This window comes from Mycobacterium sp. 1245499.0, assembly GCF_001673615.1.
GTDB lineage: Bacteria > Actinomycetota > Actinomycetes > Mycobacteriales > Mycobacteriaceae > Mycobacterium > Mycobacterium europaeum_A.
Genome location: NZ_LZMG01000181.1, coordinates 1 through 16,736, shown reverse-complemented (window position 1 = coordinate 16,736; position 16,736 = coordinate 1). Strand labels below are relative to the sequence as shown.

The window sequence follows — 16,736 nt, the reverse complement described above, 5'->3', positions numbered from 1 at the left end:
CGACGGTGTGCGCAGGCAGAGCTTTTTCGGGGTGATGATGGCGATCGTCTCCTCGATGCTGGTCGAGCGCACCGACCGCGGCGATCAGATGTTCATGACGATGCTGCGGCGGCACTGCGACCACGTCCTGGACACGGACGCGCTGTCGACGCTGCCCGTCGCGGCGACCCCCGAGCCGTTGCAGCCGGCCGTCGAGGACGAACTGGCCCACGAGCCCACCGCCGAACCGCTGTGGAGTGAGAGTTGGTACGCCGACTTCGCCGACGCGGCACAGGGATTGGGTGGCTGGTTCCGGCTCGGGCGGGTGGCCAACGAACAGACCGCGTGGGTGCACGTGTTGTTGTGCGGCCCCGACATGCCGACCGTCGCCGTCGACGCGCAAGTGCCGCTGCCGTCGGATCCGTGGTCGGTGCGGACCGACGACTTAGAGCTCGCGCATTCCGCCGACGCGCCCCTGCAAAGCTATCGCGTCGACGTACGGGCGCGGGCCCGGTCTTACTCCGATCCGTCGGCGTTGCTGCGCGGCGAGCCCGGCGAACCCGTCGAGATGAGCGTGAACCTGGTGTGGGCCACCGACGGCACCCCGTACAAGTACGCCGTGACGACGCGCTATGAGATCCCGTGCACCGTCTCGGGCAGCGTCACCGTCGGTGACACCAGCTACCGTGTGAATTCCGTTGCAGGTCAACGGGATCACTCGTGGGGTGTGCGCGATTGGTGGGGCATGGATTGGATCTGGAGCGCGCTGCACCTGGACGACGGCACCCATTTGCACGGCGTGAACATCCGGATCCCCGGGGCGCCCGCGTTCAGCATCGGCTATGCGCAGGGCGCCGATGGCAAGGTGACCGAGTTGCAGACCGTCGACTCGCGAGAGTCCTTCGCCGACAACGGGTTACCGCTTGAGGCGACGCTGGCGCTGGAGCCGGCGCAGATCACCGCGAACGCGCGCGGGCGCGGCCAGGCGCCGGTCCGGCTCATGGCACGCGACGGGCGGGTCAGCCAGTTCCCCCGCGTGTGGGCCACGATCAGCACGGCCGACGGGCGCAGCGGTGTCGGTTGGCTGGAATGGAACCGCAACCTCGGCGAACAGACTTAGGTGAGCGGATCGGCCCCCGTTGTCGTGATGGGCGTCTCGGGATCGGGCAAATCGACGGTGGGGGCGGCGCTCGCGCGGCGCCTGCGGGTCCCGTTCGTCGACGCCGACACCCTGCACCCGCCCGCCAACATCGCCAAGATGGCCGCCGGTGAACCGCTCGACGACGACGACCGCTATCCCTGGCTGGAGCAGGTCGGCGAATGGTTGGCCGCCCATCGCGAGGGCGCGGTCGTGAGTTGTTCGGCGCTGAAAAGGGCCTACCGCGACCAGTTGCGCGCCCACTGTCCGGGCGTGCGGTTCCTGCACTTGTCGGGCTCGGCGGAGCTGATCGGGGCCCGGCTGGCAACGCGGACCGATCACTTCATGCCTGCCGCGCTGCTGCGCTCGCAACTGGACGCCCTGGAGCCGCTCGGTCCCGATGAGGTCGGCATGACCGTCGACGTCGGGCCCGACGTCGACGCGATCGTGGACACCGTCGTGCGGGCCCGCCCATAGCCGCGGCCGCACGGCGCGGTGTAGCATTGTGCTACACGTCGTAACGTAGTGCTGCATGGGAGGAAGCCGTGGCTGAGGCCGTCGATCGTGTCACCCGCGTCGCGTCCGACCTGATGGACAGCGCGGCGGCTGAGGGCGCCCGGCAGAGTCGCTCGGCCAAGCAGCAACTCGACCACTGGGCACGGGTGGGGCGGGCGGTATCCAGTCAGCACACCGCCTCGCGGCGGCGGGTGGAAGCCGCGCTCGCCGGCCAGCTGCCGACCGGCGAACTCACCGTCGAGGAGGGCGTGGTATTCAACGCCGAGATCTCCGCGGCCATCGAGGAAAGCCTGGCGCGCACCAACTACGGGGCCGCGCTGGCCGGGCAGGGGGTCACCACCGTGGCCCTCAACGACGACGGCGAAATCGTCGAGCATCGCCCTGACGGCGCCGCGGTGGTGCTCTGAGGCACCCGCTGATCCGGCACTCATCAGCGTTTCGGCGGTCCGATGGATCGACTTGACCTGGTGGTCGGGCCGAACGGTGCCGGTAAGTCGACCTTCATCGCGCTCACCCTGGCGCCGCTGCTGCCGGGCAGTCTCGTGGTCAATGCCGACGAAATCGCACGGCAGCGGTGGCCGGAGGATCCGGCATCGCACTCGTACGACGCCGCGCGCATCGCCGCCGACACCCGCGCCAAGCTGATCGAGCTGGGCCGGTCGTTCGTCGCCGAGACCGTGTTCTCCCACCCCTCCAAGCTCGACCTCGTCAAGGCGGCCCGCAGCGCGGGCTTCACCGTCGTCCTGCACGTGCTGATCATCCCGGAAGACCTTGCGGTCCAACGTGTTCGATACCGGGTGCAAGCCGGCGGCCATGACGTTCCGGAAGCCAAGATCCGGCAGCGCCATCGCCGGCTGTGGGTGCCGGTCGCCGAGGCGATCGCCTTGTCCGACCTCGCGACGGTCTACGACAACAGCCGCCTGCGCGGCCCGCGCATCGTCGCGCGACTCAGCGGCGGCCTGACCGTCGGCGCACCCGACTGGCCCACCTGGGCACCGGAAATCCTGCGGGCTCGCTGGAACCACTGACTTGCGGCGTTACGCGGACAGCGGCGCGCCCGGTTACCAGGGCAGCTTGCGGCGGCCGGTGTCGACCTGACCGCCAACCCGCTCGCGGGCGGTGTCGGCCAAGTCGGCGCCGCGCTGCCGCGCGGTTTCGGCGAACTCCTCGCCGCGCGCCCGCGCCGTGCTGGCCAGCTTCTCGCTGCGCTTGCGTGCCTTCTTGGCCAGCTTCTCGCTGCGCTTGCGTGCCCTCTTGGCCAGCGGCGCGGCCCGATCGGCCGCCTCGTCGGCGAGTTCCTCGCTGCGCTTGCGTGCCTTCTCCGCCAGGTACGCGGCGCGGTCGGCGGCCTCGTCGGCCCATTCCTCGCCGCGCTTGCGGGCCTTCTTGGCCAGCGGTTTACTGCGCTCGGCCGCGGTGCTGGCCAATTCCCGGCCGCGTTCGAGCGCGGCTTCGGCGTAGGGCGCGCCGCGCTCGGCCGCGGTGCTGGCCAATTCGCGGCCGCGTTCGAGTGCCGCTTCGGCGTAGGGCGCGCCGCGCTCGGCTGCCGTGCTGGCCAGCTCGCGGCCCCGTTCGGCACCGATCTGCAGGCCGTGCGCAATGCGATCACCCAGCTCGGAGAAATCGGCATCGAAGCCAGAATCGTCCGATCCGGGCCACGCCGAGGACACCCGCTCGGAGAGCCGTTCCGCCGCCCGACGGCCACGCCACCCGAGTGAGGGCTTGCCGGCGGTGTCGGCCGACGCGATCAACAATCCGCCCAGCAGGCTGAGGTCGGTGAGGAATTGCTGGCGTTTCTGGGCTTTGGCCACCGGGTCGCTTTCGTTCCAGAACGAGTGTGTCCCAAGGTTGGCCGGTAACACCGTCACCGCGAGAGCGGCCGATGCGATCCGGGGGAGTTTGCCGGTGGCGAGCAGCAGGCCGCCGCCGATCTGAACGGCCGCGGTGATCTGCGCGACCGTCTCGGGGTCGCTGGGGATGCTGCTACTCACCGATTCCGGCAATGCCTGCAGCCCGTCCACCGTCGGCGCCGCGGCCTCCGCCGCGGATTTGGGGTTCAGCAGTGAATTGACTCCTTGCCCGATGAATGCCACTGATAACAGGGGTCGCGCGATTCTCCTGAGCACCATGGCCCGTGTATTACCCGGCTGCTTGTCGAGCAAACCGCCACCCCGATAACCCCAGCTAGAGCCGCGTAGCGTCGCACACCGATAGGGTGGAGCGCGTGCGAGCGTTGATCGTCGTCGACGTGCAAAACGACTTCTGCGAGGGCGGCTCGGTGCCCACCGCCGACGGCGCCGCCGTGGCGTCCGCGATCAACGCCTATCTGTCCGGTGAGCCGGGCTACCGGTACGTCGTCGCGACGCAGGATTTCCACATCGACCCGGGTGACCATTTTTCCGACCACCCGGATTTTTCATCCTCCTGGCCGGTGCACTGCGTCGCCGGAAGCGCCGGCGCGAATCTTCGCTCGGAGCTGGACATCCGGCGCGTCGACGCCGTCTTCCGCAAGGGCGCGTACGCCGCGGCGTACAGCGGTTTCGAGGGCGTCGACGACGACGGCACCCCGCTATTGCAGTGGCTGCGCCGGCGGGGGGTCGACGAGGTCGACGTGGTCGGCATCGCCACCGACTTCTGCGTCCGGCGGACCGCCGAGGACGCCGCGGCGGCGGGCCTGACCACCAGGGTGCTGGTCAACCTGACCGCGGCCGTCGATTCGGCGGCCGAAGCGCTGGCCGAAATGCGGTCCGCCGGCATCGAGTTGGTTGGGGAACCGTAATGGTGGTGCCCCTGGATCGACAGCAGCTGCTCGCCGCCGTGGAGCGCTCACCGCAGGCGGCCGCCGCGCACGACCGCACCGGGTGGGTGGGGCTGTTCACCGGCGACGGCCGCGTCGAGGATCCGGTCGGCTCCCGACCCCACGTGGGGCACGAGCAAATTGGGCGCTTCTATGACACCTTCATCGGCCCCCGTGACATCAAGTTCCATCGCGACCTCGACCTCGTGGTCGGCACGACGGTGCTGCGTGACCTCGAGCTCGAGGTGACGATGGGCTCGGCCGTGACGATGTTCATTCCGGCGTTTCTGCGTTATGACCTCCGAGAAGCCAACGGCGAGTGGAAGATTGGCCATCTGCGGGCCTATTGGGAGCTGCCCGCCATGATGCTGCAGTTCCTGCGCACCGGCCCTGGCGCCCTGCGGCCCGCGCTAAACCTGTCCACGGCGCTGCTGCGCAACCAAGGCTGGGGCGGGGCCGCCGGCTTCATGACCGGATTCCGCCGAGTCGGGGCACGCCACCAGCGGCTGGTGACGACGTTCCTGGAGGCCGCGGGGCGCCACGACACGTCCGCCGCCGCGCGGATGCTGTCGTCAGATGCCGCAATAACTTTGGGTGATCACGACCCGCTCGACCTGGCCGAGCTGGCCGAGCAGCTGGACGGTGCCGGCACAACCAGGACGAGCAGCGCGGGCCGCACCGTCGCGGTCTCACTCAACTCGGGTCACGGGCGCGCCATTGTGTTCGCCGATGTGGATTGGCGTGGCGCCGCGATCAGCCGGATCCGCTACTTTCCCGCCTGACCTCGTCAGGCCTGTGTCTCAGCGGAGCACCATCAGCACCAGCGATGCCCCGGCCAGGCACAGGTACGCACCGGGAAACGCGATGTTGTACAAAACGTGGGCCCTCAGATGCGTCGCCACGGCGCCGACGAAAAACAGCACCAGGCCCGCGGCGGCCGCGATACCCAATTCGCGCAGGCCCAGCAGTCCGAGGACGATCCCGGCGGCCCCGGCCAGCTTCAGCGCGCCAAGCGCCGGCAACCATGACCGCGGCACCCCGACCTCGGCAGAATTCGCCAGAACGAATCGCGCCGGAACGAAGTCGGCGATGGCCATCGCCGCGGTGATGACGGCGGTGGTCAGCGTGACGGCGACAAGTGCGGTGTTCATCTCCGATCAATCCCTTGTCGCGCAGCGCTTTCCGCAGCGGCGGGTCGAATGCGGGCAGTGCGCACCGTGGCGCACAATCGGTAGGGTCATGGTGCTTGTCTCCTTCGCCAGTGGAAGTCCGTCGGACGCGGTCAACTTCTTGACGGCTTTCGCGCGGAAAAGGTGACCCATGGGCGCAACAAAGGATTTGGCGGATCTGGCGCGGCGTTTCGACGCCGATCGGCGTCACCTGAGGTCGGTCGCGTTCCAGCTGCTGGGTTCGGTGCCCGACGCCGACGACGCGGTCCAGTCGGCGTGGCTCAAGGCCAGCCGCGCCGACTTCGGCGGTGTCGACAACCTCACCGGCTGGTTCACGACGATCACCGCGCGCGAGGCGTTCGACCAACTTCGGCTGCGCAAGCGCCGCGCCGAGCAACCGCTGGCCGAAACCGACGAATTGGACCGGCTGGTGCGGGCGGCGTCGGCGCCGGCCGACGAGGACGCGCTGCTCGCGGAGTCGGTGAGCGGCGCGCTGCTCGTCGTGCTCGACCGGCTTTCCCCGGCGCAGCGGGTGGCGTTCGTGCTGCACGACGTCTTCGCCATGCCTTTCGAGCAGATCGCCGCGGTGATGAATCGGTCGCCGGACGCCACGAAGAAGCTGGCCAGCAGGGCCCGCGGGCGACTGCACGCCGATCCGGCCGATCGCCCCCGCCGCACGGGCGACCACCTGAAGGTGGTCGAGGCGTTTCTGGCGGCCTCGCGCGGTGGTGACATCGCCGGCCTGCTCGAGCTGCTGGCTCCAGACGTGGTGCGCACGGTCGATCCGGCCCTGGTCCCGGCCGACGTGCCCACTACGGTCCGCGGTGCCGACGAGGTCGCCGGGGAGACTCGGCGGTTCGCTGCGCGGGCGCGCGCCGGTGCTGTCATGCTCATCGACGGGGCGCCGGGCATCGTGTTAGCCGCTCGCGGTCGCGCTCAGGTCCTGCTGGTGATCGGCATCGGCGCCGACGGTCGCATCCATACGATCGACATCACCGGCGATGCCGAGCGAATCCGCCGGGCGACGCTGACGCTGCCCCGGTGGCCGATCCAGGAACCTCACAACCACATCGGGTACCAAGGACGTCAGACACACTCGGCCGCAAAGCCGGCCGCGGGGCAAGACCGGGAGGGCCATGCTCGATAAGCCGTTCGGACGGCGTGACCTGCTGCGGGGCGCCGGCGCGCTTTCCGCGGCGGCGCTGGCGCCGTGGTCGGCGGGGTGCGCTCCGGAGGACGACGCGCTCACCTTCTTCTTCGCGGCCAACCCGGACGAGCGTGACGCCAGGATGCGCATCGTCGACGAGTTCGCGCGCCGCCACCCCGATATCAAGGTGCGGCCCGTGCTGTCCGGACCCGGTGTCATGCAACAGCTTTCGACATTCTGTGTCGGCGGCAAATGCCCCGATGTGCTGATGACCTGGGAACTGTCTTACGCCGAACTCGCCGACCGCGGTGTGCTGCTGGACATGAACACGCTGCTGGCGCGCGACAAATCCTTTGCCGACCAGCTCAAGGCGGACAGCATCCCGGAGTTGTACGAAACCTTCACATTCAACGGAAAACAGTACGCACTTCCCGAACAGTGGTCGGGCAACTACCTGTTCTACAACAAACGGCTCTTCGCCGAAGCCGGCGTGCCGGAGCCCCCCAAGACGTGGGAACAGCCCTGGGATTTCACCGAATTCCTGGACACCACGCGCGCCCTGACCAAGCGCGATGCATCCGGCCGGGCCGCGCAGTACGGCTTCGTCAACACCTGGGGTGCCTACCACTCGGCCGGGCTGTTCGCGATGAACAACGGTGTGGCGTGGTCAGACCCGCGGTCGAATCCGACCCACTTCAACTTCGACAATGCGGCGTTTCACGAAGCGGTGCAGTTCTACGCCGATCTGGCCAACAAATACCGGGTGGCGCCCAACGCATCGGAGACGCAGTCGATGTCGACGCCCAACTTGTTCGCCGTGGGCCGGGCGGCGATCGCGCTCGGTGGCCACTGGCGCTACCAGACCTACATCCGCGCCGAGGGCCTGGATTTCGACGTCGCCCCGTTGCCGGTCGGCCCGGCGCTGGGAAAGGGGCATGCCGCATGTTCAGATATCGGCGCCACCGGATTGGCCATCTCGGCCAGCAGCCCGCGCAAGGAGCAGGCATGGGAGTTCGTGAAGTTCGCGACGGGGCCCGTTGGCCAGGCGCTGATCGGTGAATCCTGTCTGTTTGTTCCCGTGCTGCGCTCAGCGCTGCGATCGCAGGGATTCGCCAAGGCCCATCGACGGTTGGGCAATCTGAGTGTGCTCACCGAAGGCCCGGCTTTTTCGCAGGGGCTGCCCATCGCGCCGGCTTGGGAGAAGGTCAATGCCTTGATGGACCGCAACTTTGGTCCAGTGCTGCGAGGCCGCCAGCCGGCGACGTCATTGAGCGGATTGTCCCGCTCCGTCGACGAGGTGTTGCGCAGCCCATGACCGCGATGGACGCGACCGGCGCGGCCGCCCCGGCGGGCAAGGCGAGGCCGAAGCCACCGCAGAACCCGAGCCCGTGGCGCCGACACGCATGGGCGGGCCGGTTGTTCGTCGCACCCAACATGGTGGCGGTCGCGGTGTTCATGCTGTTCCCGCTGGGTTTCTCGCTCTACATGAGCTTCCAGCGATGGGACGTGTTCACCCCGCCACAATTCGTGGGTCTGAAGAACTTCGGCGACTTATTCACCGCGGATCCGCTCTTCTTGATCGCGATCCGCAACACCGTGATCTTCACCGTCGGAACGGTCGTGCCGACGGTCCTGATCAGCCTGGCCGTCGCCGGGGTGCTGAACCGGAAGGTCAGGGGCATCGGCGTCTTCCGGACGATCGTCTTTCTGCCGTTGGCGATCTCATCGGTCGTGATGGCGGTGGTGTGGCAGTTCGTGTTCAACACCGACAACGGCTTGCTCAACATCATGCTCGGCTGGATCGGACTCGGGCCGGTCCCATGGTTGGTCGAGCCGCGCTGGGCGATGGCCTCACTGTGCATCGTCAGCGTCTGGCGCAGCGTGCCCTTCGCCGCCGTCGTGCTGCTGGCCGCGATGCAAGGCGTTCCGGGTACGGTCTATGAGGCCGCCAAGATCGACGGTGCCAGTGAGATAAGGCAATTCGTCTCCATCACCGTGCCGTTGATCCGGGGGTCGATATCGTTTGTCGTCATCATCTCGGTCATCCACGCATTCCAGGCGTTCGACATGGTCTACGTGCTCACCGGCCCCACTGGCGGGCCGGAATCGGCGACCTACGTCCTGGGCATCATGCTGTTCCAGCACGCGTTCTCGTTCCTCGAATTCGGATATGCCTCCGCGCTGGCGTGGGTGATGTTCGCGGTCTTGCTGGTGCTGACCGTCGTGCAGTTGCGAGTCAGCCATCGACGATCTTTGGAGAATTCGCGTGGGCTTAAGTGAGGGTGTCCTCCAGCGCACCGTCTTGCGCGGCGCCGTCGTCTATGGCGCGCTGCTCGCCGTCGCCTGGTGCGCCCTGTTTCCGATCGCGTGGGCGGTGTCGGGTTCGCTGAAAACCGAAGGCGAGGTCAGCGAACCCACGCTGTTGCCCGCACACCCGCGGTGGTCGAACTACACCGAGGTGTTCGCGCTGATGCCGTTCGGGCGAATGCTTTTCAACACCGTGCTGTACGCGGGCTGCGTCACCGCCGGCCATGTTTTCTTCTGCTCGCTGGCCGGATATGCCTTCGCGCGACTGGATTTCCGTGGCCGCGACGCGCTGTTCGTCGTGTATCTCGGCACCTTGATGGTGCCCCTGACGGTCACGGTGATCCCGCAATTCCTGGTGATGCGAACCCTGGGCTGGGTCGACACCCCATGGGCGATGATCGTGCCGGGGTTCTTCGGCAGCGCATTCGGTACGTACCTGATGCGGCAGTTCTTCCGCACCCTGCCCACCGATCTCGAGGAGGCCGCGATACTCGACGGTTGTTCACCGTGGCAGGTGTATTGGCGAATCCTGCTGCCCCACGCGAGGCCGGCCGTGATGGTGCTCGCGGTGCTCACCTGGGTCAATGTCTGGAATGATTTCTTGTGGCCGCTGCTGATGATCCAGCGCAACAGCCTGGCCACCCTGACACTGGGCCTGGTCCGGATGAAGGGCGAATATGTTGCCCGATGGCCGGTTTTGATGGCAACCTCGATGCTCATCATGCTGCCTCTGGTCATCATCTACGCGATCGCGCAACGCTCGTTCGTCCGCGGGATCGCCGTCACCGGGATGGGCGGTTGACCATGGCCTCGGTGACTTTCGAGCAGGCAACCCGTCGCTACCCCGGAGCGGATCGCCCCGCCCTGGACAACCTGGACTTAACTGTCGCCGACGGCGAGTTCGTCGTTCTGGTGGGGCCGTCGGGATGCGGCAAGACCACCTCGCTGCGGATGGTGGCCGGCCTGGAAGCCGTCGACTCCGGCCACATCCGGATCGGCGACCGCGACGTCACCAACGTCGATCCCAAGGATCGCGACGTTGCGATGGTCTTTCAGAACTATGCGCTCTACCCGCACATGACGGTGGCCCAGAACATGGGATTCGCCATGAAGATCGCCAGGACGCCGAAGGCCCAGATCCGCGAGCGGGTGCTGGACGCGGCGAAACTGCTTGACCTGCAACCCTATCTCGACCGAAAGCCGAAAGACCTGTCCGGCGGACAACGCCAACGCGTGGCGATGGGGCGGGCGATCGTGCGCCGGCCGCACGTGTTCCTGATGGACGAGCCGCTGTCGAACCTCGACGCCAAACTAAGGGTGCAGACCCGTAACCAGATCGCCGCGCTGCAACGGCGGCTGGGCACCACCACCGTCTACGTCACCCACGACCAGGTCGAGGCCATGACGATGGGTGACCGCGTCGCAGTCCTGCGCGACGGCGTGCTGCAGCAGTTCGCACCGCCTCGCGAGCTCTACCGAAACCCGGACAACGTCTTCGTGGCGGGTTTCATCGGATCCCCGGCGATGAACCTGTTTACCCTCCCTGTCGTGGATTCGGCTGTGTCGCTGGGTGATTGGCCGATAGCATTGCCCCGCGAGGTCACCGGCGGCGCGGGTGAGGTAGTCGTGGGGGTCCGTCCCGAACATTTCGAGCTGGGTGGTCTCGGCGTCGAGATGGAGGTGGACGTGGTGGAGGAGCTTGGGGCGGACGCCTACCTGTATGGGCGAATCACCGGTTCGGGCAAGGTGATCGACGCGCCCATCGTCGCGCGGGCCGACGGGCGAAACCCTCCGCAGAAGGGCAGCCGGGTGCGCCTGCACCCGGTACCCGGGCACCTGCACTTCTTCGGCGTCGATGGCCGCCGAATTTGCTGAACGATCCGGACGGGGGGCTGCGGTGACCACAAACCGTGCCGACTTGGTGTGCGAGGGCGGTGGCGTCCGGGGTATCGGACTGGTCGGCGCGGTGGATGCGCTCGCCCAGGCCGGCTACCGATTCCCGCGCGTCGCGGGAAGCAGCGCCGGTGCGATCGTCGCCTCGCTGGTCGCCGCGCTGCAGGTGGCCGGCGAGCCGTTGAGCCGGCTGGCCGAGGTGATGCGCACCATCGACTACCGGAAGTTCCTCGACCGCAACTTGATCGGGCGGATACCGCTGATCGGCGGGGGACTGTCGTTGTTGACCTCCGACGGTGTCTATCGCGGGGCATATCTCGAACAGTTGCTCGCCAGCCTGCTCCGCGATCTGGGCGTGCGGACGTTCGGCGATCTGCGCACGGGCGAAGAGCCCACCCAGTTCGCCTGGTCGCTCGTCGTCACCGCCAGCGACCTGTCGCGGCGCCGCCTGGTTCGAATCCCTTGGGACCTCGGCTCCTATGGCATCGACCCCGACGCCTTCCCGGTGGCGCGCGCGGTGCACGCGTCGTCGGCCATTCCCTATGTGTTCGAGCCCGTTCGGGTCGGCGGCGCGACGTGGGTGGACGGTGGGTTGTTGTCGGACTTTCCGGTCGAGCTGTTCGACCGGCCCGATGCGCAACCGCGATGGCCCACGTTCGGGATTCGGTTGTCGGCGCGTCCCGGCATCCCGCCCACCCATCCCGTGCATGGCCCGGTGTCGTTGGGACTTGCGGCGATAGAGACCCTGGTGAGCAATCAAGACAACGCTTACATCGATGACCCGTGCACCGTGCGGCGCACCATCTTTGTGCCCGCCGACGAGGTCAGCCCGATCGACTTCAACATCACCACCGCGCAACGTGAAGCCCTCTATGCCCGAGGATTGCAAGCGGGCCAACAGTTTCTGCAAACCTGGAACTACGCCGACTATCTGAAGGCCTGCGGCGCCCCGGTGCACAAATCACCGTGACGGCGTCGACCGTTCGTGCCGCTTATCCGCGCGGGCAGCGGAGCGCATGAACGCGACGCTGCACCCGCGAGACGTCGTCGGGGGAGGGCAGCTGGTTGGTGATCCGGGTGACCTCCACACCGATATCGATGGAACTGATCGGCCAGATCCGACGCGCGATGAGTTCCCTTGCGATGACGGTGATGTCGTCGTCGCAGAGCCGCCGGCGCGTCAATGCCACCAGCGGCACGTACCCGGTGACCGGCATGCCGGAGGGGTAGCCGGCGCGCACAAAAGCCACAATGCTTGTCACCCAGTGCGACAGGTCCATGCGTCCACCTCGCTAACCGCCGCGGCTTGCGTAAGCGGCAGTGCTTGCCATAGCTAGCAACGTACCACCGGCCACGTCATCTGCTGAGTAACGCCACACAGTTAAACGCATTTTTTACGGCCGGCGATGCGGCGCACGGGGAGTGGTCCCGGTGACGATTCGCCGGCCATGGCGCGCCGTAACGACGTTTGGCCGCAAGGCTTTCTAGTATTGCCGGCGTGGTGGATCGCTATGGAACCGATGTACTGGCCGCGGGACGACGCAAGCCCCGCTCGACGGAACATCCGGCCGAACTGGGCCTGGTGGTCGAAGACGTGCAAACCGGATATGTCGGCGCGGTGGTGCGCGTCGAATATGGTCGGGTGGACCTGGAAGACCGACGCGGTCACGTGCGCGGATTTCCTTTGGGCCCAGGCTATTTGCTGGAGGGTCGTCCCGTCATCCTCACCGCGCCGCGCCGGCCGGCGCCGACCGCCGCGAACAGGACCGCATCCGGTTCGGTCGCCGTGTCGGGTGTTCGCGCCCGGGTCGCCCGTGCCAGCCGGATCTACGTCGAGGGTCGGCACGACGCCGAGCTGATCGCCCAGGTGTGGGGCGAGGACCTGCGGATCGAAGGTGTCGTCGTCGAGCAACTCGGCGGCGTCGACGACCTGGTGGACATCGTCGCCGAGTTCGCCCCGGGCCCCGGGCGCCGGCTCGGGGTGCTCATCGACCACCTCGTCACGGGTTCGAAGGAGGCGCGGATCGCCGATGCCGTGCGGCGCGGCCCGGGTGGTGCCGACACGCTGGTCGTCGGCCATCCCTACGTCGACATCTGGCAGGCCGTCAAGCCGCAGCGGCTGGGCCTGGAGGCCTGGCCGAAGGTGCCACGAAATGTCGAATGGAAACACGGGGTATGCGAGGTCCTGGATCTGCCGCACCGCGATCAGGCGGACATCGCCAGGGCTTGGCGCCACATCCGCTCACGGGTGCGCGACTGGAACGATCTGGAACCGGCGTTGATCAGTCGGGTCGAAGAACTCATCGACTTCGTGACCGCGCCGGCTTCCTGACCCCGCGGGCGGCGGACCAGGGCGAATAGCCAGCGCTTAGTTAGGCTACGCTAAGCCGAAAGTCCCGATCGGCGGGACAGAAATTGGGCGTATGCAGGGCGTATTCGGCGTATTCATCGGCACGTTTCTCATCGGTCTTCGCGAAGGCCTAGAGGCGTCGCTCATCGTGAGCATCGTCGGTGCGTTCCTCAAGCGGAATGGCCAGACGGTCCGCCCGATGTTTGTCGGCGTCGGCCTGGCCGTGCTGCTCAGCGTCGGCGTCGGGGTGGGCCTCGACCTGTTCGCCGCCAGCCTGCCGCAGGTACAGCAGGAGATGATGGAGACCGTCATCAACGGCATTGCGGTGGTGTTCGTGACGTCGATGATCATCTGGATGAACGGCAACGCCGCGCAGCTCAAGGGGGAACTCGAGCGCGAGGCCCGTCAGGCGGTCAACCGCGGCGGCGCGTTCGCGCTGGCGGCCATGGCGTTCCTCGCCGTCCTCAAGGAGGGCTTCGAGACCTCGGTGTTCTTGCTGGCGGCCGCCGAGACGTCACACGGCAACCGGTGGTTCGCCGTGCTGGGCGGCGCGGTCGGCATCGCGACCTCGGTCGGGCTCGGGGTGGCCCTGTACTACGGCGGCCTGCGGATCAACCTCGGCCGGTTCTTCCGGGTCACCGGGGTGTTCCTGGTGCTGATCGCCGCCGGGCTGGTGCTGGGTGCGCTGCGCACCGCGCACGAGGCGGGGTGGGTGAGCATCGGCCAGCAGCAGGTGCTCGATCTGTCCGGCTGGATACCCGCCAACTCGGTGCTGGGCGCCGTGACGACCGGGGTGTTCGGCATCCCCGCCGACCCTCGGCTGGTCGAGGTGGTGGGCTGGCTGCTCTACGCCGTGCCGGTGCTTGTCATCTTCCTGTGGCCCGCCCGGCTCGCCGCCGCGCCGCGAACCCGCAGCCGGCTGCTGGCGGCGACGTCGGCGGCGCTGATCTTCGTCGGGGCGGGGCTGGCGATCACGACGCCCGCCGCCGGCCCGTCCGCGGGCCTGCGGGCGCGCACCGTCACCGACCGCGCGGGCCACACCGCCGTGGTGTCGATGGCGACCGGGCCGCACGGGCGCGAGCTGACCGTCGTCCCCCAGGGCAGCTCGACCGCCCACAGCATCGTGCTGATCCCGGGCGACGATCAAACGGTGGACGGCTTGCCCGTGCAGGTGTGGCAGGCTTCCGAGGCGGCCGGGGCCGACGGTGCGCCGGAGGTCTCGCTGAACCAGTTGCTGAGCATGACGGGGGGCCGGCTGCCGGTCGGTCTCGCGGCCGGCCGCACTCCGGGGCCGTTTCAGGGTCAATGGTCGACGACCACCGAGTACACCGTGCTCGCGCGGGGTGATTGCGTGGTGAGCGCGCACGCGACGAGCAACCGCACCGCGATCTTGACCGGCGGTGGGCTGACCGGGGCCAAGACCGTTAGTCTCGGCGGGCTGACGACGGACTGGTCCACCTCCGCTGCCGATGACCACTCGACGGCGGCCGAGATCGTCGCGAGCGACCACAATCGCGGGGAGCGGCAGCTGTGGAATGTCTGGTTGCCGTTGGTAATAGCGGGTTTTGCCTTAGCTTGCGCGCTGTCAGCGATAGCCTCGGTGCGCGCGGACCGCAGGCAGACCGATGAGAGGAAATCCATTGAAGGTGAGTCGCATCGCCCTGGCAGCGTGCCGGTCTCGTGAATTCCTGTTGACTGCAATGGTTCTCGCCACGACGACGGCGTTGTCCGCGACCGCATGCAGCCACTCGGGTGACACCGCGACCCACGCCCAGCCGCCGAAACCGGGCGGTACCAACGCGGTGAAGGTCACCATGGCCAACGACGGCGGCAAGGACGGCTGCGCCCTGGACACCACCAGCGTGCCCGCCGGGCCGGTGACCTTCACGGTCGCCAACACCAATGCGCCCGGCATCAACGAGGTCGAATTGCTCAGGGACCAGCGGATTGTCGGCGAGAAGGAGAACCTCGCCCCGGGCCTGGACCCGGTGTCGTTCACGGTTTCGCTGGACGGGGGCGCCTACCAGCTCTACTGTCCGGGCGCCAGCACCGAATACCAGACCCTGACGGTCACCGGTAATGCGCCCGCGACACCCACGGGCACCGTGGCGAGCATCCTCGGCCAGGGCACCAAGGACTACGCCACCTACATCGTCAACCAGATCGGACAGCTCAACGACGGCGTGAAGGCACTCGATGCCGCCGTGCAGTCGGGCAACGTCGAGGCCGCGAAGGCGGCCTACGCCAAAGCCCGCTTGTTCTGGGAGCGTTCGGAGTCCACCGTGGAGGGCTTCGTCCTGCCGGGGTTCGCCGTCGGCGACAATGCCGGCAGCCTGGACTACCTGATCGACATGCGTGAGTCGACACCGGTCGATGCCAAGGTTGGCTGGAAGGGCTTCCACGCCATCGAGCGCGATCTGTGGCAGGGCGGCGCGATCACCCCCGGGACCAAGGCGCTCAGCACCGAAATGGTGGGCAATGTCGGTAAATTGAACGGCATCGTCGCGACCCTGCAGTACAAGCCCGAGGACCTGGCCAACGGCGCCAGCGACCTGATCGAAGAGATCCAGAACACCAAGATCACCGGCGAGGAAGAAGCTTTCAGTCACATTGACCTGGTGGACTTTTCGGGCAACGTCGAAGGCGCGCAGCAGGCCTACGCCTCACTACGGCCGGGCCTGGAAAAGATCGATGCCAACCTGGTCCGCCAGATCGATCAGCAGTTCCACAGCGTGCTGACCACCTTGGACGGGTATCGCGACTCGACCGCGCTCGGCGGCTACAAGACCTACACCGCGGCGCTGAAGGCCAGCGACGCGCCGAAGCTGACCGCGGTGATCCAGCCGCTGCACCAGAGCCTGTCGACCGTCGCCCAAAAAGTCGTTACGGCCGGTTGATCGTGACCGACGACATCTCCCCACCCTCCGACGGCGCCACGAACGACGCTGGGGCACCGGCGGACTCCGCCACGGTATCGCGCCGGCGCGCGCTCGGCGGCGCCATGCTGGCCGGGCTCGGCGGTGCCGCCATCGGTGCCATGGGTGGCGGCTTCGCCGGCCACGCCATGGCGGCGGGACAGCGTGGTGACGACGACGACACCGTCGATCTGCGCCGCAGCTACCCCTTCTACGGTCAGCCGCACCAGGGTGGAATCGACACGCCCCCACAGCGTTACGCCATGTTCATGTCGTTCTCGCTGGCCGAGGGCGCGGGCCGGACCGACCTGCAGACCCTCTTGGCGCGCTGGTCGGCCGCCGCCGCGATCCTGCAGCAGGGCAAGCCGGTCGGGACGGTGAGGCTGGCCGGGCTCAGCCCGTAGGCCTCCCCGGTGTCGACGGGAGGCTGCACGTCGACACCGGGCTGCACCGTCCCGACCGGCTTGCCCTGCTGCAGGATCGCGGCGGCGGCCGACCAGCGCGCCAAGAGGGTCTGCAGGTCGG

At 67.8% G+C, this 16,736-nt stretch carries 16 protein-coding genes and 3 pseudogenes; 16 read left to right on the top strand and 3 right to left on the bottom strand.

Annotated features, from left to right (window positions below; all coding sequences use genetic code 11):
• The 4 genes and pseudogenes from A5646_RS10315 to A5646_RS10300 all read left to right on the top strand — a co-directional run.
• Positions 1–1,099 (top strand): annotated as a pseudogene (locus A5646_RS10315) (phosphotransferase); the annotation flags it as partial.
• Positions 1,100–1,594 (top strand): gluconokinase, encoded by a 495-nt coding sequence (locus A5646_RS10310; protein ID WP_066867017.1) that lies wholly within the window; start codon positions 1,100–1,102, stop codon positions 1,592–1,594. It abuts the pseudogene before it with no gap.
• A gap of 68 nt (positions 1,595–1,662) precedes the next feature.
• Positions 1,663–2,040, top strand: coding sequence for a hypothetical protein (locus A5646_RS10305; RefSeq protein ID WP_067021557.1), 378 nt, complete (start codon positions 1,663–1,665; stop codon positions 2,038–2,040).
• A 42-nt stretch (positions 2,041–2,082) separates the two neighbouring features.
• A complete protein-coding gene (locus A5646_RS10300) occupies positions 2,083–2,661 on the top strand; it encodes an AAA family ATPase (RefSeq protein ID WP_067021555.1) in 579 nt (192 codons plus the stop codon).
• Positions 2,662–2,694: 33 nt separating this feature from the next.
• On the opposite strand, the gene A5646_RS10295 is transcribed toward A5646_RS10300, so the two are convergent.
• Positions 2,695–3,762, bottom strand: coding sequence for a DoxX family protein (locus A5646_RS10295; RefSeq protein WP_066867023.1), 1,068 nt, complete (start codon positions 3,760–3,762; stop codon positions 2,695–2,697).
• Positions 3,763–3,857: 95 nt separating this feature from the next.
• On the opposite strand from A5646_RS10295, the gene pncA reads away from it, so the two are divergent.
• Positions 3,858–4,412, top strand: coding sequence for a pyrazinamidase PncA (pncA, locus tag A5646_RS10290; RefSeq protein WP_082984702.1), 555 nt, complete (start codon positions 3,858–3,860; stop codon positions 4,410–4,412).
• Entirely contained in the window at positions 4,412–5,212 is an 801-nt protein-coding gene (locus tag A5646_RS10285) for a ketosteroid isomerase family protein (protein ID WP_067021551.1), read from the top strand. The genes pncA and A5646_RS10285 overlap by 1 nt, the downstream gene beginning before the upstream one ends.
• An 18-nt stretch (positions 5,213–5,230) precedes the next feature.
• Here the strand turns inward: A5646_RS10285 and A5646_RS10280 are convergent, their stop codons facing one another.
• Positions 5,231–5,581, bottom strand: a complete 351-nt coding sequence (locus A5646_RS10280; protein ID WP_067021550.1) for a DoxX family protein — start codon at positions 5,579–5,581, stop codon at positions 5,231–5,233.
• Between the two features lie 169 nt (positions 5,582–5,750).
• On the opposite strand from A5646_RS10280, the gene A5646_RS10275 reads away from it, so the two are divergent.
• From A5646_RS10275 to A5646_RS10250, 6 genes and pseudogenes are all read left to right on the top strand, one after another.
• Positions 5,751–6,746 (top strand): sigma-70 family RNA polymerase sigma factor, encoded by a 996-nt coding sequence (locus A5646_RS10275; RefSeq protein ID WP_067021546.1) that lies wholly within the window; start codon positions 5,751–5,753, stop codon positions 6,744–6,746.
• Positions 6,736–8,061 carry a sugar ABC transporter substrate-binding protein gene (locus tag A5646_RS10270; RefSeq protein ID WP_067021544.1) on the top strand — a complete coding sequence of 442 codons (1,326 nt, stop codon included), beginning with the start codon at positions 6,736–6,738 and terminating at the stop codon, positions 8,059–8,061. Before A5646_RS10275 ends, A5646_RS10270 begins: the two co-directional genes overlap by 11 nt.
• 60 nt (positions 8,062–8,121) lie before the next feature.
• A pseudogene (locus A5646_RS10265) lies at positions 8,122–9,026 on the top strand (carbohydrate ABC transporter permease); the annotation flags it as partial.
• Positions 9,027–9,048: 22 nt separating this feature from the next.
• Positions 9,049–9,855 (top strand): carbohydrate ABC transporter permease, encoded by an 807-nt coding sequence (locus A5646_RS10260; protein ID WP_369806928.1) that lies wholly within the window; start codon positions 9,049–9,051, stop codon positions 9,853–9,855.
• Between the two features lie 2 nt (positions 9,856–9,857).
• Positions 9,858–10,928 carry an ABC transporter ATP-binding protein gene (locus A5646_RS10255; protein WP_066867035.1) on the top strand — a complete coding sequence of 357 codons (1,071 nt, stop codon included), beginning with the start codon at positions 9,858–9,860 and terminating at the stop codon, positions 10,926–10,928.
• Complete coding sequence (locus tag A5646_RS10250) at positions 10,909–11,916, top strand: patatin-like phospholipase family protein (protein ID WP_082984701.1); 1,008 nt, start codon at positions 10,909–10,911, stop codon at positions 11,914–11,916. The genes A5646_RS10255 and A5646_RS10250 overlap by 20 nt, the downstream gene beginning before the upstream one ends.
• A 22-nt stretch (positions 11,917–11,938) precedes the next feature.
• Here the strand turns inward: A5646_RS10250 and A5646_RS10245 are convergent, their stop codons facing one another.
• Entirely contained in the window at positions 11,939–12,226 is a 288-nt protein-coding gene (locus A5646_RS10245; RefSeq protein WP_067021538.1) for a DUF3349 domain-containing protein, read from the bottom strand.
• 218 nt (positions 12,227–12,444) lie between these two features.
• Between A5646_RS10245 and A5646_RS10240 the strand changes: the two genes are divergently transcribed.
• The 4 genes and pseudogenes from A5646_RS10240 to A5646_RS10225 all read left to right on the top strand — a co-directional run.
• Positions 12,445–13,278 carry a DUF3097 domain-containing protein gene (locus A5646_RS10240; protein ID WP_067021536.1) on the top strand — a complete coding sequence of 278 codons (834 nt, stop codon included), beginning with the start codon at positions 12,445–12,447 and terminating at the stop codon, positions 13,276–13,278.
• Positions 13,279–13,369: 91 nt separating this feature from the next.
• Positions 13,370–14,980, top strand: coding sequence for an iron uptake transporter permease EfeU (gene efeU, locus A5646_RS10235; RefSeq protein ID WP_067021534.1), 1,611 nt, complete (start codon positions 13,370–13,372; stop codon positions 14,978–14,980).
• Between the two features lie 16 nt (positions 14,981–14,996).
• On the top strand, positions 14,997–16,193 hold the full coding sequence (gene efeO, locus A5646_RS10230) for an iron uptake system protein EfeO (RefSeq protein ID WP_197505163.1): 1,197 nt from the start codon (positions 14,997–14,999) through the stop codon (positions 16,191–16,193).
• Positions 16,194–16,297: 104 nt separating this feature from the next.
• Positions 16,298–16,594 (top strand): annotated as a pseudogene (locus tag A5646_RS10225) (deferrochelatase/peroxidase EfeB); the annotation flags it as partial.
• Positions 16,595–16,736: the final 142 nt, after the last annotated feature.

What these genes read in the sequence shown, in the direction of transcription:
- A5646_RS10245 (WP_067021538.1), bottom strand. Translation starts at nt 12,226, where the DNA reads ATGGACCTGTCGCACTGGGTGACAAGCATTGTGGCTTTTGTGCGCGCC.
- efeO (WP_197505163.1), top strand. Translation starts at nt 14,997, where the DNA reads ATGGTTCTCGCCACGACGACGGCGTTGTCCGCGACCGCATGCAGCCAC.
- A5646_RS10300 (WP_067021555.1), top strand. Translation starts at nt 2,083, where the DNA reads ATGGATCGACTTGACCTGGTGGTCGGGCCGAACGGTGCCGGTAAGTCG.
- efeU (WP_067021534.1), top strand. Translation starts at nt 13,370, where the DNA reads ATGCAGGGCGTATTCGGCGTATTCATCGGCACGTTTCTCATCGGTCTT.
- A5646_RS10255 (WP_066867035.1), top strand. Translation starts at nt 9,858, where the DNA reads ATGGCCTCGGTGACTTTCGAGCAGGCAACCCGTCGCTACCCCGGAGCG.
- A5646_RS10285 (WP_067021551.1), top strand. Translation starts at nt 4,412, where the DNA reads ATGGTGGTGCCCCTGGATCGACAGCAGCTGCTCGCCGCCGTGGAGCGC.
- A5646_RS10295 (WP_066867023.1), bottom strand. Translation starts at nt 3,762, where the DNA reads ATGGTGCTCAGGAGAATCGCGCGACCCCTGTTATCAGTGGCATTCATC.
- A5646_RS10270 (WP_067021544.1), top strand. Translation starts at nt 6,736, where the DNA reads ATGCTCGATAAGCCGTTCGGACGGCGTGACCTGCTGCGGGGCGCCGGC.
- A5646_RS10280 (WP_067021550.1), bottom strand. Translation starts at nt 5,581, where the DNA reads ATGAACACCGCACTTGTCGCCGTCACGCTGACCACCGCCGTCATCACC.
- A5646_RS10250 (WP_082984701.1), top strand. Translation starts at nt 10,909, where the DNA reads ATGGCCGCCGAATTTGCTGAACGATCCGGACGGGGGGCTGCGGTGACC.
- A5646_RS10275 (WP_067021546.1), top strand. Translation starts at nt 5,751, where the DNA reads ATGGGCGCAACAAAGGATTTGGCGGATCTGGCGCGGCGTTTCGACGCC.